Annotated in this window: 20 protein-coding genes; 9 read left to right on the top strand and 11 right to left on the bottom strand. The window is 36.5% G+C overall.

Going from position 1 to position 16,374, the window contains the following annotated elements:
* Positions 1 to 21: 21 nt before the first annotated feature.
* The 5 genes from CR194_RS06775 to CR194_RS20230 all read left to right on the top strand — a co-directional run bounded on the left by CR194_RS06775 (position 22) and on the right by CR194_RS20230 (position 5,819).
* Positions 22 to 444, top strand: coding sequence for a universal stress protein (locus CR194_RS06775; RefSeq protein WP_110608845.1), 423 nt, complete (start codon positions 22 to 24; stop codon positions 442 to 444).
* A 25-nt stretch (positions 445 to 469) separates the two neighbouring features.
* Positions 470 to 880, top strand: coding sequence for a CoA-binding protein (locus CR194_RS06770; RefSeq protein WP_110608844.1), 411 nt, complete (start codon positions 470 to 472; stop codon positions 878 to 880).
* A 220-nt stretch (positions 881 to 1,100) separates the two neighbouring features.
* Positions 1,101 to 3,077, top strand: coding sequence for a DNA topoisomerase IV subunit B (parE, locus tag CR194_RS06765; protein ID WP_233254250.1), 1,977 nt, complete (start codon positions 1,101 to 1,103; stop codon positions 3,075 to 3,077).
* A gap of 3 nt (positions 3,078 to 3,080) precedes the next feature.
* Entirely contained in the window at positions 3,081 to 5,549 is a 2,469-nt protein-coding gene (gene parC, locus CR194_RS06760) for a DNA topoisomerase IV subunit A (protein ID WP_110608842.1), read from the top strand.
* 96 nt (positions 5,550 to 5,645) lie between these two features.
* The gene (locus CR194_RS20230; RefSeq protein ID WP_158282191.1) at positions 5,646 to 5,819 is read left to right on the top strand and encodes a hypothetical protein; all 174 of its coding nucleotides are present in this window, start codon (positions 5,646 to 5,648) and stop codon (positions 5,817 to 5,819) included.
* Positions 5,820 to 6,299: 480 nt separating this feature from the next.
* Here CR194_RS20230 and CR194_RS20505 read toward each other — a convergent pair whose 3' ends face one another.
* From CR194_RS20505 to CR194_RS06735, 5 genes are all read right to left on the bottom strand, one after another.
* Positions 6,300 to 6,917 (bottom strand): TlpA disulfide reductase family protein, encoded by a 618-nt coding sequence (locus CR194_RS20505; RefSeq protein ID WP_233254266.1) that lies wholly within the window; start codon positions 6,915 to 6,917, stop codon positions 6,300 to 6,302.
* 15 nt (positions 6,918 to 6,932) lie between these two features.
* Positions 6,933 to 7,046 (bottom strand): TlpA family protein disulfide reductase, encoded by a 114-nt coding sequence (locus CR194_RS20845; protein ID WP_408640731.1) that lies wholly within the window; start codon positions 7,044 to 7,046, stop codon positions 6,933 to 6,935.
* 13 nt (positions 7,047 to 7,059) lie between these two features.
* Positions 7,060 to 7,587 (bottom strand): carboxymuconolactone decarboxylase family protein, encoded by a 528-nt coding sequence (locus CR194_RS20785; protein WP_332888660.1) that lies wholly within the window; start codon positions 7,585 to 7,587, stop codon positions 7,060 to 7,062.
* A 70-nt stretch (positions 7,588 to 7,657) separates the two neighbouring features.
* Positions 7,658 to 8,743, bottom strand: a complete 1,086-nt coding sequence (locus CR194_RS06740) for an NAD(P)/FAD-dependent oxidoreductase (protein WP_110608838.1) — start codon at positions 8,741 to 8,743, stop codon at positions 7,658 to 7,660.
* A gap of 59 nt (positions 8,744 to 8,802) precedes the next feature.
* Positions 8,803 to 9,054, bottom strand: a complete 252-nt coding sequence (locus CR194_RS06735) for a glutaredoxin family protein (RefSeq protein WP_110608837.1) — start codon at positions 9,052 to 9,054, stop codon at positions 8,803 to 8,805.
* Positions 9,055 to 9,240: 186 nt separating this feature from the next.
* On the opposite strand from CR194_RS06735, the gene CR194_RS06730 reads away from it, so the two are divergent.
* The 3 genes from CR194_RS06730 (at position 9,241) to CR194_RS06720 (ending at position 11,941) form a co-directional block, all read left to right on the top strand.
* Positions 9,241 to 9,921 (top strand): Crp/Fnr family transcriptional regulator, encoded by a 681-nt coding sequence (locus CR194_RS06730; protein ID WP_110608836.1) that lies wholly within the window; start codon positions 9,241 to 9,243, stop codon positions 9,919 to 9,921.
* Between the two features lie 202 nt (positions 9,922 to 10,123).
* Positions 10,124 to 10,564: an OsmC family protein gene (locus CR194_RS06725; RefSeq protein WP_110608835.1), complete on the top strand. Its 441-nt coding sequence runs from the start codon at positions 10,124 to 10,126 to the stop codon at positions 10,562 to 10,564.
* 276 nt (positions 10,565 to 10,840) lie between these two features.
* Positions 10,841 to 11,941, top strand: a complete 1,101-nt coding sequence (locus CR194_RS06720; protein ID WP_110608834.1) for a peptidoglycan-binding protein — start codon at positions 10,841 to 10,843, stop codon at positions 11,939 to 11,941.
* Between the two features lie 82 nt (positions 11,942 to 12,023).
* Here the strand turns inward: CR194_RS06720 and CR194_RS06715 are convergent, their stop codons facing one another.
* Positions 12,024 to 12,431 carry a DUF4395 domain-containing protein gene (locus CR194_RS06715; RefSeq protein ID WP_110608833.1) on the bottom strand — a complete coding sequence of 136 codons (408 nt, stop codon included), beginning with the start codon at positions 12,429 to 12,431 and terminating at the stop codon, positions 12,024 to 12,026.
* Positions 12,432 to 12,613: 182 nt separating this feature from the next.
* Complete coding sequence (locus CR194_RS06710; protein WP_110608832.1) at positions 12,614 to 13,006, bottom strand: DUF2203 domain-containing protein; 393 nt, start codon at positions 13,004 to 13,006, stop codon at positions 12,614 to 12,616.
* A gap of 140 nt (positions 13,007 to 13,146) precedes the next feature.
* Here CR194_RS06710 and CR194_RS06705 point away from each other — a divergent pair, with 140 nt between their 5' ends.
* Positions 13,147 to 13,386, top strand: a complete 240-nt coding sequence (locus tag CR194_RS06705) for a group-specific protein (protein WP_110608831.1) — start codon at positions 13,147 to 13,149, stop codon at positions 13,384 to 13,386.
* A 79-nt stretch (positions 13,387 to 13,465) separates the two neighbouring features.
* Here CR194_RS06705 and CR194_RS06700 read toward each other — a convergent pair whose 3' ends face one another.
* From CR194_RS06700 to speD, 4 genes are all read right to left on the bottom strand, one after another.
* Complete coding sequence (locus CR194_RS06700; RefSeq protein ID WP_110608830.1) at positions 13,466 to 14,161, bottom strand: M50 family metallopeptidase; 696 nt, start codon at positions 14,159 to 14,161, stop codon at positions 13,466 to 13,468.
* Between the two features lie 68 nt (positions 14,162 to 14,229).
* Positions 14,230 to 14,985 carry a Cof-type HAD-IIB family hydrolase gene (locus tag CR194_RS06695; protein ID WP_408640730.1) on the bottom strand — a complete coding sequence of 252 codons (756 nt, stop codon included), beginning with the start codon at positions 14,983 to 14,985 and terminating at the stop codon, positions 14,230 to 14,232.
* Between the two features lie 19 nt (positions 14,986 to 15,004).
* Complete coding sequence (locus CR194_RS06690) at positions 15,005 to 15,199, bottom strand: hypothetical protein (RefSeq protein ID WP_110609000.1); 195 nt, start codon at positions 15,197 to 15,199, stop codon at positions 15,005 to 15,007.
* A 124-nt stretch (positions 15,200 to 15,323) separates the two neighbouring features.
* The gene (speD, locus tag CR194_RS06685; RefSeq protein ID WP_110608828.1) at positions 15,324 to 16,136 is read right to left on the bottom strand and encodes an adenosylmethionine decarboxylase; all 813 of its coding nucleotides are present in this window, start codon (positions 16,134 to 16,136) and stop codon (positions 15,324 to 15,326) included.
* Positions 16,137 to 16,374 lie beyond the last annotated feature (238 nt).

Genomic DNA, 16,374 nt, shown 5'->3' with positions numbered 1-16,374 from the left:
AATTGGGGAGGGTGATAGAATATGTTTAAAAAAATTCTATTAGCAGGGGATGGTTCGCCACATTCCATTCGAGCTTGTGAGAAAGCCATTTATTTAGCAAAACACACAGAAGGTTCATCCATCACATTTATTCACGTTGTCGATGATGTTCCATCCCAGGCGGATGTTATGGACGCTGAAATGAGACCTCGTGACATACCGGATCACCGTAAAGCAAGAATTCTTCCACTTCAACAGAAAATTGAAAGCGAAAATATTAGTTTAAACGTTAAACATGCTTTTGGAGAACCAGGTCCAACGATTGTTCGAGAAGCTAATGATGGAAACTACGATGTAGTCGTAATAGGAAGTCGTGGACTCAACCAATTTCAACAGATGGTATTAGGTAGCGTCAGTCATAAAGTGGCCAAACGAGTCCATTGTCCTATTCTTATTGTGAAATAGAAGCAAATTACTGGAGGGAAACATAATGGAAAATCCAACACAAAACCAAATCAAAGAGATATTAGAGCAATCAAAGAGAATTGCGATTGTTGGCCTTTCAAATAGGCCGGATCGAACATCTTACCAAATCGGGGAAGCCTTATTACGAGCAGGGTATGAAATTATTCCTGTTAACCCGACTATTGATGAAGTATTTGGTATTAAAGCAGTTTCGTGCGTAACAGAAATTCAAGGTTCGATAGATATAGTGAATGTATTTAGACGAAGTGAACATTTAGTAGATGTAGCTAATAAGACTGTAGAAACGGATGCGAAAGTTTTCTGGGCTCAATTAGGGTTATCTAGTGAGGAAGCATATACCATCATTAAAGATGCGGGTAAAACGGCGATTATGGATCGATGTATAAAAGTGGATCATGCTATCTTAGTTAAATAGATGGATGAAAACAGCCTGAAAAGGGCTGTTTTTTTACTCTTAATGTGTGGTGAAAATCCCTAATAAAGTTGACATAACGATAGTAACCCTTTAATTTTAGTAATAGTCATTAAATTGAATTAGCCATAATTTTCATTAATAATTATCGAAACAACGGATTAGTTGTGTTATGTTAGATAATAGCCTAAGAACGGAACGAATTAGAGAGGGGTTAGAAGCATTGTCAACAAAACGAGGATTTGAGTATAACGATGATGCCATACAAGTACTAGAGGGATTAGACGCTGTTCGCAAACGACCAGGGATGTATATTGGAAGTACGGATCACCGCGGACTACATCACCTCGTATTTGAAATCGTTGATAACTCAGTTGATGAAATTTTAGCTGGTTACGGAAACACGATCACAGTTAAAATACATAAAGATAACAGTATTAGTGTCATAGATGATGGAAGAGGTTTTCCAACCGGAATGCATAAAACGGGAAAGCCCACTCCAGAAGTTATATTAACAGTCCTCCATGCAGGAGGGAAATTCGGACAAGGTGGATATAAGACGAGTGGAGGTCTTCATGGTGTTGGGGCTTCTGTTGTTAATGCATTGTCCGAATGGTTAGAAGTGACCATTCACCGTAACGGTTCTATTTATCGTCAGCGATTTGAAGGAGGCGGTAAGCCTGTTACCACGTTGGAAACAGTCGGTAAAACACGTAAAACTGGAACGACCGTTCACTTTAAACCGGATCCTACGATATTTAGTACGATCTCATATCATTACGATACGTTAGCTGAAAGACTTCGGGAAGCAGCATTTCTTCTTAAAGGAGTTAAAATTGAACTCATTGATGATCGTTCTGATCAAGGTGTTGATAAGGAAACCTTTCAATTTGAAACGGGATTAGAAGCTTTCGTAGGTTATTTAAACGAAGAAAAAGAAACATTGCACCCTGTTGTCTCATTTGAGGGACAACAAGATGAAATAGAAGTAGACTTCGCTTTTCAATATAATGACGGATTTACAGAGAACACGTTATCTTTTGTTAATAATGTTCGAACAAAAGATGGCGGGACTCATGAGCTAGGCGCCAAAGCCGCTGTCACAAGAGCAGTAAATGAACATGCGAGAAAACTTCAGTTGTTAAAAGACCGGGACAAAAACCTCGATGGAAACGATATTCGAGAAGGATTTACAGCGATTATATCTGTTCGTATTCCTGAGGAGATTCTTCAATTTGAAGGTCAAACGAAAGGAAAACTAGGCACACCAGGGGCTCGCTCTGCTGTGGATGGCGTGATTTCCGAGAAATTAGCTTATTTCCTAGAAGAAAACCCGGATATCAGTAACAATTTAATCCGCAAATCAATCAAAGCCTCTCAAGCAAGAGAAGCAGCTAGAAAGGCAAGAGAAGATGCCAGAAGCGGAAAGAAAAATAAACGAAAAGACGCTATGCTTAGTGGAAAGCTAACCCCTGCTCAGTCGAAAAATCCTGCAAGAAATGAATTGTATCTTGTGGAGGGGGACTCTGCTGGTGGTTCAGCCAAACAAGGACGAGACCGGAAATTCCAAGCAGTTCTGCCACTTCGGGGAAAGGTCATCAACACTGAAAAGGCAAAACTGGCCGATATTATGAAGAATGAAGAAATACGGACAATTATCTATGCAATAGGCGGAGACGTCGGTCCAGACTTTGATTTAACGAATATTAACTATGATAAGATTGTCATTATGACCGATGCAGATACCGATGGAGCACATATTCAAGTTCTATTACTAACGTTCTTCTATCGCTATATGAGGCCGTTAATAGAAGCGGGAAAGATTTATATCGCGCTACCTCCACTATATAAGGTGAGCAGAGGAACAGGAAAAAAAGAGAAAATTGAGTATGCGTGGGATGAAGGTGGCTTAAAAGAGGCTATTGGAAAAGTTGGTAAAGGCTACATTTTACAGCGTTATAAAGGTTTAGGGGAAATGGATGCTACTCAGTTATGGGAAACGACGATGGATCCCGACACAAGAACGTTAGTTCGGGTGACGATTGATGATATAGCTAGGGCTGAACGGCACATTTCCACGTTAATGGGGGATAAGGTCGAGCCTCGTAGAAAATGGATTGAGCGTAATGTCGCTTTTGGTTTAGACGAAGAAACAAACATTTTAGATAATGATCACTTATTAGTGACAGAGGAGGAGTAATCCTTGGAAGAAAAAGAGCGCTTTTTGGACCTTCCTCTTGAAGATGTTCTAGGGGACAGGTTTGGACGATACAGTAAATATATTATACAAGATAGAGCTTTGCCAGATGCTCGAGACGGATTGAAGCCCGTTCAGCGAAGGATCCTTTTTGCGATGCATGTGGATCGTAATACTGCAGATAAACCGTTTAGAAAATCTGCGAAAACGGTTGGTAATGTTATTGGTAATTATCATCCTCACGGGGATTCCTCTGTATACGAGGCAATGATTAGACAAAGCCAAGACTGGAAAATGAGACATCAACTTGTACAAATGCATGGGAATAACGGTTCTGTGGACGGAGACCCGCCTGCTGCTATGCGTTATACAGAAGCAAGACTTTCTAAAATTGCTTCTGAAATGCTTCTAGATATTGAAAAAGACACCGTCGATTTCATGCCTAACTTTGATGATTCTCAAGAAGAGCCAGTTGTATTACCAGCTAGTTATCCTAATTTACTGGTGAATGGGTCGACAGGAATCTCAAGCGGTTATGCGACAGATATCCCACCTCACCACTTGGGTGAAGTGATAGAAGCTGCTATTTATCAGATGGAACACCCTGAGTGCACCGTCGATGACTTGATGCATTATATTAAAGGACCTGATTTCCCAACAGGGGGAGTTCTTCAAGGCGTTGAGGGCCTTAAAAAAGCTTACGAAACAGGAAAAGGAAAAATCATTCTTCGTGGAAAAGCGGAAATTGCAAGCTTACGTGGAGGCAAAGAACAGATTGTTATTACAGAAATTCCTTACGAAATCAATAAAGCTAATTTAGTAAAAAAAATGGATGAGCTGCGCTTAGACAAAAAAGTGGACGGCATCGCTGAAGTAAGAGATGACACGGACCGAACAGGTTTACGGATCGTTATTGAACTGAAAAAAGAAGCAGACGGGAAAGGGATTCTTCACTTCCTTTACAAAAACACAGATTTACAAGTGGCTTATAATTTCAATATGGTGGCTATTTTCAAAAAAACGCCTCGCTTACTCGGTTTGAAACATATGCTAGACGCCTATATTACCCACCAAAAGGAAGTTGTCACTAGACGAACAAATTACGATTTAACGAAAGCGAAAGAACGAGCTCATATCGTTCAAGGGCTTATTAAAGCCATCTCCATCTTAGATGAAGTGATTGATACGATTCGTGCGTCAAAAGACAAGAAAAACGCAAAGGATCGTCTTCAAGAAAAGTTCCAATTTACTGAACCACAGTCCGAAGCGATTGTGAACTTGCAGTTATATCGTTTAACCAATACTGATATTACTACTTTACAAGAAGAAGCAGACGAATTAACGAAATTAATCGAAAAGCTAGAAAAAGTTTTAGCTAGCGATAGGAATCTGATTAACGAAATAAAAAAAGAGCTCAACAAGATCAAAAAGAAGTACGATAACGATCGAAAAACAGTCGTTGAAGCTGAAATAGAAGATTTGAAAATCAATTTAGAAGTAGTAGTTCCTTCAGAGGACGTGAGAGTGACTGTAACGAAAGAAGGATACGTTAAACGCTCTAGTCTTCGTTCATTCTCTGCTTCGAATGGAGAACCACCGGGAATGAAGGAATCAGATAGACTTCTTCATTCCATGGAAATTAACACGACGGATACGTTGTTGTTATTTACAAAAAAAGGGTCTTATCTTTACTTACCTGTCCATCTTTTACCAGAGATCCGTTGGAAAGATAATGGTCAGCATGTCGCTAATTTAGTTTCGATGGATCAAACGGATGAAATACTTAGGGCTATTCCTGTACGACAGTTTGAAGAGGATAAGTATTTGTTGTTTGCAACTAGGAATGGCATGATTAAAAGATCTTTATTGAAAGATTACAAAGCACAGCGACATTCGAAAGCATTAATGGCAGTGAAGCTTAAACAGGAAGATGAAGTCATTCACGTGTCCATGACAGACGGCAACCAAGATATTTTTCTTGCTAGTAAATTTGGCTATGGCCTGTGGTACAGTGAAAGTGAAGTAGGTATTACAGGACAACGAACAGCTGGTGTCAAAGCGATTAACTTAAAAGAAGGCGACCAAGTAATGAGTTGCCATACATTTGGGAGTGAACAAGTACCATGGGTGTTTTTATTAACACAACGGGCAGCATATAAAAAGATGAGTTTACGGGCATTTGAGAAGTCAACGAGAGCAAAACGAGGGGTGGTTATGCTGAAAGAATTAAAACGGCAACCTCACCAAGTAGCGTATGTTCATTTAGTAAGCTCTCAAGACATTGTCCATGTTCAAACAGAAAAGGGTTCACACGACTCAATCGAGGTACGCTCAGTACGAACAAACGATCGATATACGAACGGTTCTTTCTTATTTGATACGAACAACACGGGGGAAGTAAAAGATTCCTGGGTCGAACCAGGAAACCAACCTGATAAACCTGCACGAGATTCTTTGGGGGGAAGGTTAGCCTAGCCTCCAGAAACAATAAATACCATGACACCGCCATACTTTTGGCGGTGTTTTTTATAATAAAAGAAGTTGATTATAATTTTATTATGTAAACTAATAATGCTAAAAACGAAGGGAGGCAGTGATCATTTGAAGTTAGAAAGTAAAACAGCAAAAGATCCTTCTGCTGTAGTTGAACAGAAGATTGTAAGACTTCTAGGTAAAGGTCACCGGAAAGCCAGCAGTTTGATATTTTTGACGATGCATGGCGAACCGTCCTCAGGAAGGGAGTAAAACTAGTTAAAAACATATTGAGGTTGAGCAAAAAAGAAAAAAATGAACAAGGTAGTTAGTTTGTATAAAATAGACCAAATGATTTCATTGATTCGTTTTATAAGAAAAGAATCATACTTGCTAAGATATTATAATCGAGATGAAAATATCAAAATTAAATAAAAATAGAAATAATCATAAAAAATTTAATTCTGTCTCAAAACATTAAGTTTACTTAGTCATTGAGACTAAAGATTTGTTTTGTTCAATTGGTTCCTATAATTTGTGTTATGTAAACTAGGATTAAATTTTAAAAGAACCAAATAATCTTCTTGTAGTTTACAATGAAGTTAATCCCCTCATTAAGTATTGATTAGCTTTTTCTTGAACAAAATCAGGTTTATCTATTTACTGTCGATGTCTTCATTTTCTGTTCCTTAACCTGTCCAAGGTGCCTCTTCAGACAAGTTTTTGAGCCACCTTGGACAGGTTTTACACCTACTAATTGGAACCTGGAATTCTACATCCTTCAGGTCCACAGTCATCCCTTTCAACATCTCTTTCTTTCTTTAATTGTTCGTTTTGCCATTCAATATCGATCGTTGGTTCAAACTTTTCTGGATAACGTATATACCATCGCTGTTTTCGAATGAGGAAATTGTCAGGATCGTACCGTAACGCCTCGTCTAACTCTTTGAGTGCTAGTTCTCTTTTGTGTTGATTCATTAGTTCCATTGCTAATTTAAATTTTGTGATCGCAAGCTCGATTTCTAGAGGATTTTCTTTTTCAATCGGTTCATAATAAACATCGTCCAAGGTTACTGTATCGACTTTCTCAGTGATAAGATCTTCAAGCGCTTCCACATGCTCTTCGTTCGTCACATGGAATCCTTGTTTAATGAGCCGAATAATACCGTTTTCGTCAATGAATATCCCATTAGGAATAATTTTCATGCCAAAAAAAGATGATAATTTATTTTCTGTGTCGACGACCGTTTTAAATGGCATTTCATCTACATAAGGTTTAACAACATTTGGACCTTGAATGTCTACTGAGACCGAGAGAATCTCGAAATTTTGTTCTTTGTACTTTTCATAAAATTGCTGCCACCCTGACAGCTGTTCACGACAACGTCACCAAGAAGCCCACATGAAAATGAGTGTCTTCTTTCCTTTCAGCTCATGTGAAGAGAACGTTCCCCCATCTAATGTTTGTAACTCTAAACTTGGAAATGTATTTAATAACACAAATGACTCCTCCTTATTCCTTTTCTAATTGTATTCCTAATCCATCTGCAAGCCTATTTACAAAGTTAAAATAGGCTGTAATTTGACACATATCTAATATGGCACGATCGGAATAGCCTTTTTCTTTTAATACGTTTACATCTTCATCTGTTATACTGTTAGGTTGCAAGGTAAGTTTTTCAGCATATAGTAATATTGCCATAGTTTTTTCATCTAAATCGGCCCCAGAATAGTCTTTTTTCAACTGTTCGACTAATTCATCATCTTTCGTAAGCATATGGAGCGCCGCCCCATGATGGGTCATTCAATAGTGACAGCCATTTATTGAAGATACGGTTGTAGCAATCATTTCTCTTTGTGATCGGCTCAACGGTGATTTTTTGAACATCAAGGTTTTATATAAACTAAGATGCGCTTCCAAGGATTCAGGAAATAAACTAGAAGCTTTCAATATATTCGCAACCCTTCCACCTAGCTTGTCATAAATCTCTTGCAGTTGTCCTTCTGCGTCGTTCTCATCAATTAATTCGATATAACTCACAATACCACCACCATTCCTTAATCTAGTATTAATTTATATAAGTTAGTCACTATGATACATGTCTTAGAGATTATTTAAAACTATCGATATACTTTTTATCTATATAGTTTTTTAATCGCCATGGAAATTTTCCTGATAAACTCATTCCACCATACAGAAGAAGGGCACGTCTATTTCCTAATGACAAGATCGATAAAAACCGGTTCTGTGGTTTAAAATACTCGAAAGGTTCCCTCTTGATATAACGAAGCACATTTTTATAAAGGATGGGAGCTTGTTTTATCGCATATACGCCATTTTTAGGTAAGTTGGGATAGTCTATTAATGTAGCGCAGTCTCCAGCTGCAAAAATGTTTTCGTAATCCATTGACTGTAGTGAATTCGTAACCATTAAAAAACCTTTGTCATCCGTTTCAAGTTCACTTCTTTTAAACAGGTTAGAAGATTTGGGGCCTGTCAGCCATAAGATTTTCTCATAACTTAATTCTTTGCCATTGTTAAAATGAATAGCACGGTGATTAATAGAATCAACTTTTGAATTTGTTAATAGGTTAATGTTTGTTTTCTTGAATTTTTCAAACAGTTTTTCTGATGTCTTTTTGTCTTCGCTTTCTAATAACCGTGATGCGGTGACTAGAGTTATAGGAGATTGTATTTTGCGATTATTTCTCCAAGCATGAATAGAGAAACTTAACTCAATCCCAGCAATTCCGCCACCTACAATAACGGGTTTAGAAGCTGACCGAACATGTTCTATTGTTTGAGTAAACCGATTATTTGGTTTAATGAATTGTGCATGACTCATAATATCCGATTTTTCTGACCCTAATGTTTCAGAACCAATATCAAACGAGATGATATCATAATTAACCGTTTCTTCCCCTTTTAATGTTACATAATTTTCGTTCGGATGAATTTTCACAACGGCATCTTCTATAAATGTGACTGTTGCTTTTTTTGATAATTTCTGTAAATCTAAACGAATATCCTCCTCTTCATAAAGCCCCTCTGCGTATCCCGAGAACATTCCAGAGTAATATTGATAAAGACTCGGCGAAATTAGAATGACTTCTAACCCATCGAGACGATTGTTGCTAAGTTGTTTAATAAAATGAAGGTGAACATGTCCCCCTCCGACTAATACGACTTTAATCATAAACTTCAGCCTTTCCCGTATTGATCACTTTAAATCGGATATCATCTTAAATTTGTCTTTTATAGACTAAAACACCAATTGGCTCTAACATGTTCAACGGAATGAATTTCGCAGTAGTTTAAAGTTATCTTACCATCAAAGACAAGCATCGGTGTAGTTATCTCCCCTCTAATCTTCATGAGTTCTTGAGCACTGGTGAAATCATGTAGTATATTTTTTTCTATATACTTCATACCAATACTTTCTAATTTTTTTTTCGCTAATTGGCAGTGACTACATCCTGTTATTGTATATAGGATTGGTTTATTCATGATCAAGTCCCTCCAATAAATTTTGTACAATTACCATTTCTTAAACTACCAATTTTCCTAGCCAGTTAATTAAAATAATTACATCACATTCCTTTAAAAATCTCTGTAGGAGAAAGTACTTTTTAAATCCTCTAATTGCGGTATAATGAGCTTTATTCGATCTTTGATTAACAAGAGGTGAAATTAATGGATAAATTATCTTTATTATCACAAATTAGTTTATTTGATGAACTTCCTTTGGAAGAATTGAAAGTCATAGACAACATGAGCGAAATGAAACCAATAAAAAAAGGTACTATGATCTTATCTCCCGATCGCCCAATTGAAGCGCTGTTTTTACTTAAACAAGGACAAGTTCGGCTTTTTCGAAGCAATCAACACGGAAAGCAGTTTACTGTAGATGTACTTGTTGATGGTAATATCTTTGGTGAGACCTCTTCTTTAACATTAACAGACGATCAAATATATGCCGAAGCTATGACTGATTCTTACGTATGTATTATTAGTAAGAATCAATTTGAAGACTTTATTGAAAAGAACCCCAAAATAGCGCTGAAATTAATAAAGATCCTTTCCTCTCGCTTAAAAGAACTATACAGCTTAAGTGAGAAAATTGCTTTGAGTGATGTAAAATACAGACTTTTATATTTACTATTACATTTAAGTGAGAAGACTGGGAAAAGAAAAAACGAGTGGCAATCCATAAATATGAAGTTAACTCACCAGGATCTTGCTAATATGATTGGTTCGACTAGAGAAACAACAAGCGCTGCGATTAGTCAGATAAAAAAAGAAGGATTTATAAAGAAAAAATTACTAATACACGTAAATGCCGATAAAGTAAAAGTATTTTTAGAACGATATTAACAGTTATTATTACGTATAAACTCTGGTGCATTGCTTGCTCTAATGTTTAAATACTCTGTCGACCGGAAATGGTAAAGAAGTATAAAGGAGTAACAAAGCAAATTTAATGAAATATTTCTCAACAACGTAATTTAGCTTACGTTAAAAGAACATTTATTTTGTTAAGCTCTAAGTGTAAGTAGTAATGAAGGAGGATTATTCAATGAGCAAAAAAATGACATTTCAAGTAACTGGTAAGACGGAAAACATGAGGGCCGACTTACATTCGAACCAACATCAAATTACAATAGATGAGCCTGCAGAAATGGGTGGAACCGATAAAGGTCAAGATCCAATGTCTAATTTATTAGCTTCCCTAGCCGGCTGTGAAAATGTGATTGCCAATATGGTTGCTAAGGAAATGGATTTTGACCTACAGTCAATTGAATTTGATGTACATGGAGAATTAGATCCTAGAGGTCTTATGGGTGATAAAAATGTACGCCCTTATTTTGAAAAAGTACAAGTTAATGCAAAAGTGTCTACTGAAGAATCTCAGGAACGTATCGATGAGCTTAAAGAGAAAACAGATGCAAGATGTCCTGTTTTCACAACTCTTAAAGCAGCGGGCGTTGATTTAGATGCAAATTGGACTAAAGCTTAATACACCATTGAAAACCAGATGCATAAAGCACCTGGTTTTTTGTATTTAATTTATATCTATACATAATATGCACTTAAGTAAAATTCTCCATTATACCTGTATGAAAAAAGTAAATTTGTGTATAGATAAATCGATTATAAAAGAAATGAAGATTATACCTTATGATTACATTACAATTTTATTGCAAAAGGTTTAAACCTGCCATTGTTCGTACTATCTCCATTTATTTGTCTATATGGATACCCTAAGAAGGTAAATTTAAGGGGGATTACAACAATGGATGTAATTATTCACTCAAAACTTAAGAATTTTGTCGTGGCTCTCTGTGCGGTGTTGCCCTTTTTCTTTTTTTATCCTGTATTTAGTGAAGCTGCTAATGAAACGAACTTAGGAGATAAGTTGTTAGGTAATGGGAAAGTTCATTCTGATGTTGCTGAATTACAAGAACTCCTTGATGATAGAGGTTATTTAGAAGAAGATGCTAAAGAAGGTGCATTCGACCGCACAACAAGTGAAGCAGTGAAGACCTTCCAAGAAGAGACTGATATTTTCGTAGATGGATTAGCGGGTCCTCACACCATTGGAGCATTATTAATTTTGCAAGACGGTGATCAAGGGTCTGTCGTCGAAGCATTACAAGAAGATCTAAATAAACTTGGGTATTACCAAGGGCAGATCGATGGAAAGTTTGGTCCTATTACCAACAAGGCAGTCAAAGACTTTCAAGCCTCTCATAATATTACCGTAGATGGATTAGCAGGCCCTGAAACGTATGGTGCTATACATACCGCTGTATTACAGACTGGTTATGTAGTTACTGAAAATGAAGATGATTCCGATCAGTCCTCCTCTTCCCCACTTTCAAACAAAACTGAATCTAAAGAAGAGTCAGTAATTGAATCGTCAGTGAGCGAGTCGGAAGAACTAGAACAAGCGGATGAACCAGTGACTACTGAAACGTCTTCTGAACCAGAAGTGGAACAAACTGTGGAGGAATCTGAAGATAATAAATCAGACGAATCTGAATCCGCTGAGACAGAGAATGCTGAGAATGACGTATCGACGGAGCAATCTTCGTCTATGAAAGGTGTAGATATGACTGTCGAAGCAACTGCCTACACAGCATATTGCAATGGATGTTCTGGAATTACCTATACTGGATTAGATTTACGAAATAATCCTGATAAAAAAGTGATTGCAGTAGATCCCAATGTAATTCCTTTAGGCTCTAAAGTTTATGTTGGAGGTTATGGGACAGCGATAGCAGGAGACACCGGCGGGGCCATTAAAGGGCACAAGATTGATTTGTTTATGCCAAATCAAAGTGATGCACTTAGTTTTGGACGACAAACAATCCAAATCACGATTCTCGAGTGATCAGCAAATAACTGCTTAAATATAGAAAGAGGCAAATAGCGGGCTCATTTAACCCACTATTTGCCTCTTTTCACAATTTCTTTCAGTTTGTGAATTTTTGATATCTCCACATTTTATACCGATAACGAATCGTGCACCCTATACAGTAACCCATTAATGCTAAAGTGGCAGCAAGTACCACCATTATGCTAAATACATATCCTAGTAGTGTAAATTCAATCTGGAAAAAGAGGATAGAAAGGCCAATGCTTATCGTTGCAATCCATTGATTAAATAATTGTTGATCTCGATCTTCCATATCATACTCTTTAAATGGTTTTTTTAACAAGCTTTTTCCCACCTGAATGATGGGGCTTTTCTTTGTTATTAAAGTAATCACGCCTATTAAAAACGGAATAAGTAATATCCAATTGGAAAATATTAAACCAGTCATTACGCTAATGATAATGAAAGACTGATTGAGCTGAACGAGCGGTTTTGGGATATTCACAGAAAACGCCTCCTTTACTAATTTAATTATACATAAATTCAGATAAGATAACTAGGGATTTAAGTCCTGATTTACTGCCCCCTCCCCCTTATACCAAAAGAAAGTACTAAGAAAATTTCCAAAAAAGTATTTAAAAAGCAAACCTGTGCACACAGGTTTGCTTCGATGATACAAGAGTGAGTTTATAGAGGTTTTCGACCTGCAAATCCTTCACTTTCCCCATGATAGTGAGTAATTTCTTTCTCTCCCTCTTTCCAGCAAAGTAAAATTTCTTCGTCTTCTTTTACGGACAAAAAGTCAATCAATCCAGGGTCAATTCCTTTTAATTGTGCACCTGTATTTTGAATATTGTTCACGTGCAATTGGGCCTGCATTTCCAAAAATTCAAGTTCACTTTCCATCTTGAACAGGGATCCAGTATCGGTTTGAACAGACTCATTTGCAGTTTTCAATTTATTTAAATGGCTCAATTTATCATCAAAGTCACCTTGTAATTCTCTTAATTTAATTAATTCTTGCTCCATTAACGGAATCAAGTGGTTGGCTTCTTCTAGAGTAAAGTATTTTTTAGCCATGTTTACACCTCCAGTTCATTTCAGTATAGTAGATATTGAACATTCAATAAAGAAATATGCATAGATTTACAAAATTTTTCAGAAAATGACCTTTTGTTATCTGAAACTACATTTTATCTAACTTTAAAAGGAGTGTTTCGATGGCTGAATGCAATCTAGATCATTCGTTAGAAGACGTGAAAAACAAGTTTAATAACCAACAAGAGTTTCTGCCAGATTACTTAGTTAAAGAGTGGCATCAATTCTTAAAGAAAAGTCTAACTCAACCAACTTTGAACGAAGCTTTCCATTTATTAAAAAAATATGATCTAATTACAAAAAAAGAGCAGGAAATTAGAGATAAGCAGATGATAGAATTATTCTCCAAGCACAATATGTAGAAATAAATTAGTGTGAAAAAGGAAGCTCCTCTTTACGAGAGCTTCCTTTCTTTAGACATATCTTCTTTTAACTTATTGATCAAATATAGTTTAGAATTTCAACGATAAGGTATAGATCTCCGCCGAACCAAATGAAAAGTGCTAATGCAAACGAGACGGTTCCTTGAAAAAGAAAGAGGAATCCCCAGATGAAGGATGGAACTTTCGTTTCTTTTTCCAGTAAAGCAGCATCCCCTGCAGAGTGTCTATCTTTGATACTGATAACAAATATAATCCAAGTACTCAAGAAAGCTTGAATAACGATGACCCCACCGATAAGTGTGAGTACGTGTTCAAATACACTCATAAATCCATTTGTATAAATGAAATAAAGACTTGCCAAGACAGATAAAACCCATACCCACCCAACGGCATTACGTACCCAAAACAATAAATTATAGACTAGGATCACAGCTAAAACCATAGCTAATTGTTCGTACCAGTCTTGTGTCAGACCATAAATGATAAACACGCTAAATAAGGATGCCGCAGGATAACCTGAAAGTAAAGTTAAAATTCTTCCTCCTACACTTCTATGCCTTGTAATCGCTAAGCCTCCAGTGTTCGAGAAAAGGGAGATTGATTCAACTCTTCCACCAGTAAGAATAGCCGTTACTGCATGTCCCGTTTCGTGAATCATTGTGTTAAATAGTTTAATGTACGGTCCAACTAAAGGTATATAAGATAATATGGCAATAAGAACGACAAGAATGAAGAATTCTACTATAGGATCCAAAAAAACACTCCAGTCTACCTATAATTCCTTGAAAAGTAATTAAGAGAACAAAACAAATTGTTTTTTCATTATGATGAGAAACAGAACTTCTCTATCGCTCTGGCTACTCCATCTTCATTATGTGAAGTAGTTACCCAATTAGCTTGATCTTTAACGATTTGCTGAGCGTTGCCCATAGCCACACCGACACCCGATTCTTTAATCATAGCCATATCGTTTAAACTATCCCCAACTGCTAAGACATTTTCCATTTCGCAGCCTAATTTTTCACACAGCTTAGTTAACGCAACGGCCTTGTTGACTCCTGCAGCGTTTATTTCGATGTTAGTTAAACTTGAGTTACTTACTTCTAATTCGTCATGCTGAGATAACAGATCAAAAATAGTCTTTCTGACTTCGTCATCCTCTATGTCAAAACCAAATTTTAACCAATCGAAATTAGGAATATCTTCGGGCATCTCATTTTTCCAAACTTTATCTACAGACGCAGCCCAATGGTTTGTCTGGTGTTTGTTTCTCAACTCCCACATCATTTCAATGAGTTCACTCTTTAACTCACTTCGATCCACAAGTTCGCCTGATGTATGCCATATTTCACTACCATTTCCAGTAACTAAGTAAGATGTTAGATTTAATTCTTTTGCATAATCTTCGCAAGCCATCAATGAACGACCAGTGCACAGAACTACATCGATCCCCTGTTTCTGGGCTTCTTTAATCATACTGCGATTCAATTCAGAGACTTCATGATGCTCATTGAGTAACGTGCCATCCATATCTAAAGCAATTAATTTAATTTGAGGGCTTGTCATATTGATCTCCACACTTTCTAATACGAGAGGATTACCCGTAAATAAAATAAAGTATTGTTAATATCAACGCTGGAATAAAAGTGGCGGCATATATTATTGAAAGGTTTGTAAAATGTTTCTTTCTTTTCTTATCATAATTTTCGTCACTTGGATTCATTCCAACTAAAATTGTACCGATTAATGCACCGATACAAACAATACCGGCGATAACCAAATAAGGGGTCATGTTCACCGTTATCACAACCTTTTCATATGGTGAAATAAACTAATATGAATTACAGAAGCAAATAAATAAAAAGCAGGAACCTAAAATAGATACCTGCCTTAGCTACCTGAGATCAAGCTAATTGTTACGCCCGAGTAATATTTCTCCCATAATAAATTTCATCCATTTCATGTTTTAACTTTGCAGCAATTTCTTTTTGCTCATCGTAATATAATTCGTTTTTCTTGTAACCAAACAAATAGTTATCTAAGTCAAACTTTTTAAGTTTACATTTCGTATGAAAGATATTCTCTTGATAAATATTTACATCAATCATATCAAACTCATCTTTCACTTCATCGGGAATGTAATTTTGAATAGAATTAATGTCGTGGTCTATAAAAAGCTTATTCCCGTTAATATCTCTTGTGAATCCTCGTACACGATAGTCCATTGTCATAATATCTGTGTCAAAGGAATGGATCATGTAATTGAGAGCTTTAAGCGGAGAAATTTCCCCACAAGTAGACACATCGATATCAGCTCTAAACGTGCTTATTCCTTCTACTGGATTGTATTCAGGATACGTATGCACAGTAATATGACTCTTGTCTAAATGCAATACTGCAGCTTCAGGTAAGGGTCCTGGGGATTCTTCAAAGGCAGAATCGGGCGCTTCTTCCACTGGCCCTTCTGAAACGAGCATGGTTACACTTGCTCCTTGAGGTTCATAATCTTGTTTAGCAACATTCAGAACATGAGCGCCAATAACACTGGCTACATCTTTTAAAATGGAAGTTAAACGCTCGGCATTGTATTGATCATTAATATACCGAATGTAAGCTTCTCGTTCTTCTTTCGTTTTAGTAAAACACACATCATACATATTGAAGCTTAATGATTTTGTTAAGTTGTTAAAATCGTGTAATTTAATTCGTTGTTCAGGAGTTAATTTCAAGAGTTCATTCCCCATTTTTTTAAATAATATATGTACCATTTATTATATGATGTTAGGAGTTATTATTGATCATTGGACTATTTGTTCTGACAGTCTGCAATCAAACACCAAGTAATAACTAATCCCATAGAAATAAATCGTACTCGGTCATTTCCAGCTAGTTGTACAAGTTAAAAGTCAAAAGGATGAATTTCAACTAATCACTATTTATAGTTTACTTTAACCATGAGTATTATAT

The sequence above is a fragment of the Salipaludibacillus keqinensis genome (assembly GCF_003226325.1).
In the GTDB taxonomy this organism is placed as follows: Bacteria; Bacillota; Bacilli; order Bacillales; family Salisediminibacteriaceae; genus Salipaludibacillus; species Salipaludibacillus keqinensis.
The sequence above is the reverse complement of the archived record's forward strand: the minus strand, read 5'-3'. Positions and strand labels throughout refer to the sequence as shown.

What these genes read in the sequence shown, in the direction of transcription:
- CR194_RS06735 (WP_110608837.1), bottom strand. Translation starts at nt 9,054, where the DNA reads ATGAATAAACCAATCCTATATACAATAACAGGATGTAGTCACTGCCAA.
- CR194_RS06740 (WP_110608838.1), bottom strand. Translation starts at nt 8,743, where the DNA reads ATGATTAAAGTCGTATTAGTCGGAGGGGGACATGTTCACCTTCATTTT.
- CR194_RS20230 (WP_158282191.1), top strand. Translation starts at nt 5,646, where the DNA reads ATGCTAAAAACGAAGGGAGGCAGTGATCATTTGAAGTTAGAAAGTAAA.
- CR194_RS06690 (WP_110609000.1), bottom strand. Translation starts at nt 15,199, where the DNA reads ATGACCCCTTATTTGGTTATCGCCGGTATTGTTTGTATCGGTGCATTA.
- CR194_RS06725 (WP_110608835.1), top strand. Translation starts at nt 10,124, where the DNA reads ATGAGCAAAAAAATGACATTTCAAGTAACTGGTAAGACGGAAAACATG.
- CR194_RS06775 (WP_110608845.1), top strand. Translation starts at nt 22, where the DNA reads ATGTTTAAAAAAATTCTATTAGCAGGGGATGGTTCGCCACATTCCATT.
- CR194_RS06705 (WP_110608831.1), top strand. Translation starts at nt 13,147, where the DNA reads ATGGCTGAATGCAATCTAGATCATTCGTTAGAAGACGTGAAAAACAAG.
- CR194_RS06710 (WP_110608832.1), bottom strand. Translation starts at nt 13,006, where the DNA reads ATGGCTAAAAAATACTTTACTCTAGAAGAAGCCAACCACTTGATTCCG.
- CR194_RS06730 (WP_110608836.1), top strand. Translation starts at nt 9,241, where the DNA reads ATGGATAAATTATCTTTATTATCACAAATTAGTTTATTTGATGAACTT.
- CR194_RS06720 (WP_110608834.1), top strand. Translation starts at nt 10,841, where the DNA reads ATGGATGTAATTATTCACTCAAAACTTAAGAATTTTGTCGTGGCTCTC.
- CR194_RS06770 (WP_110608844.1), top strand. Translation starts at nt 470, where the DNA reads ATGGAAAATCCAACACAAAACCAAATCAAAGAGATATTAGAGCAATCA.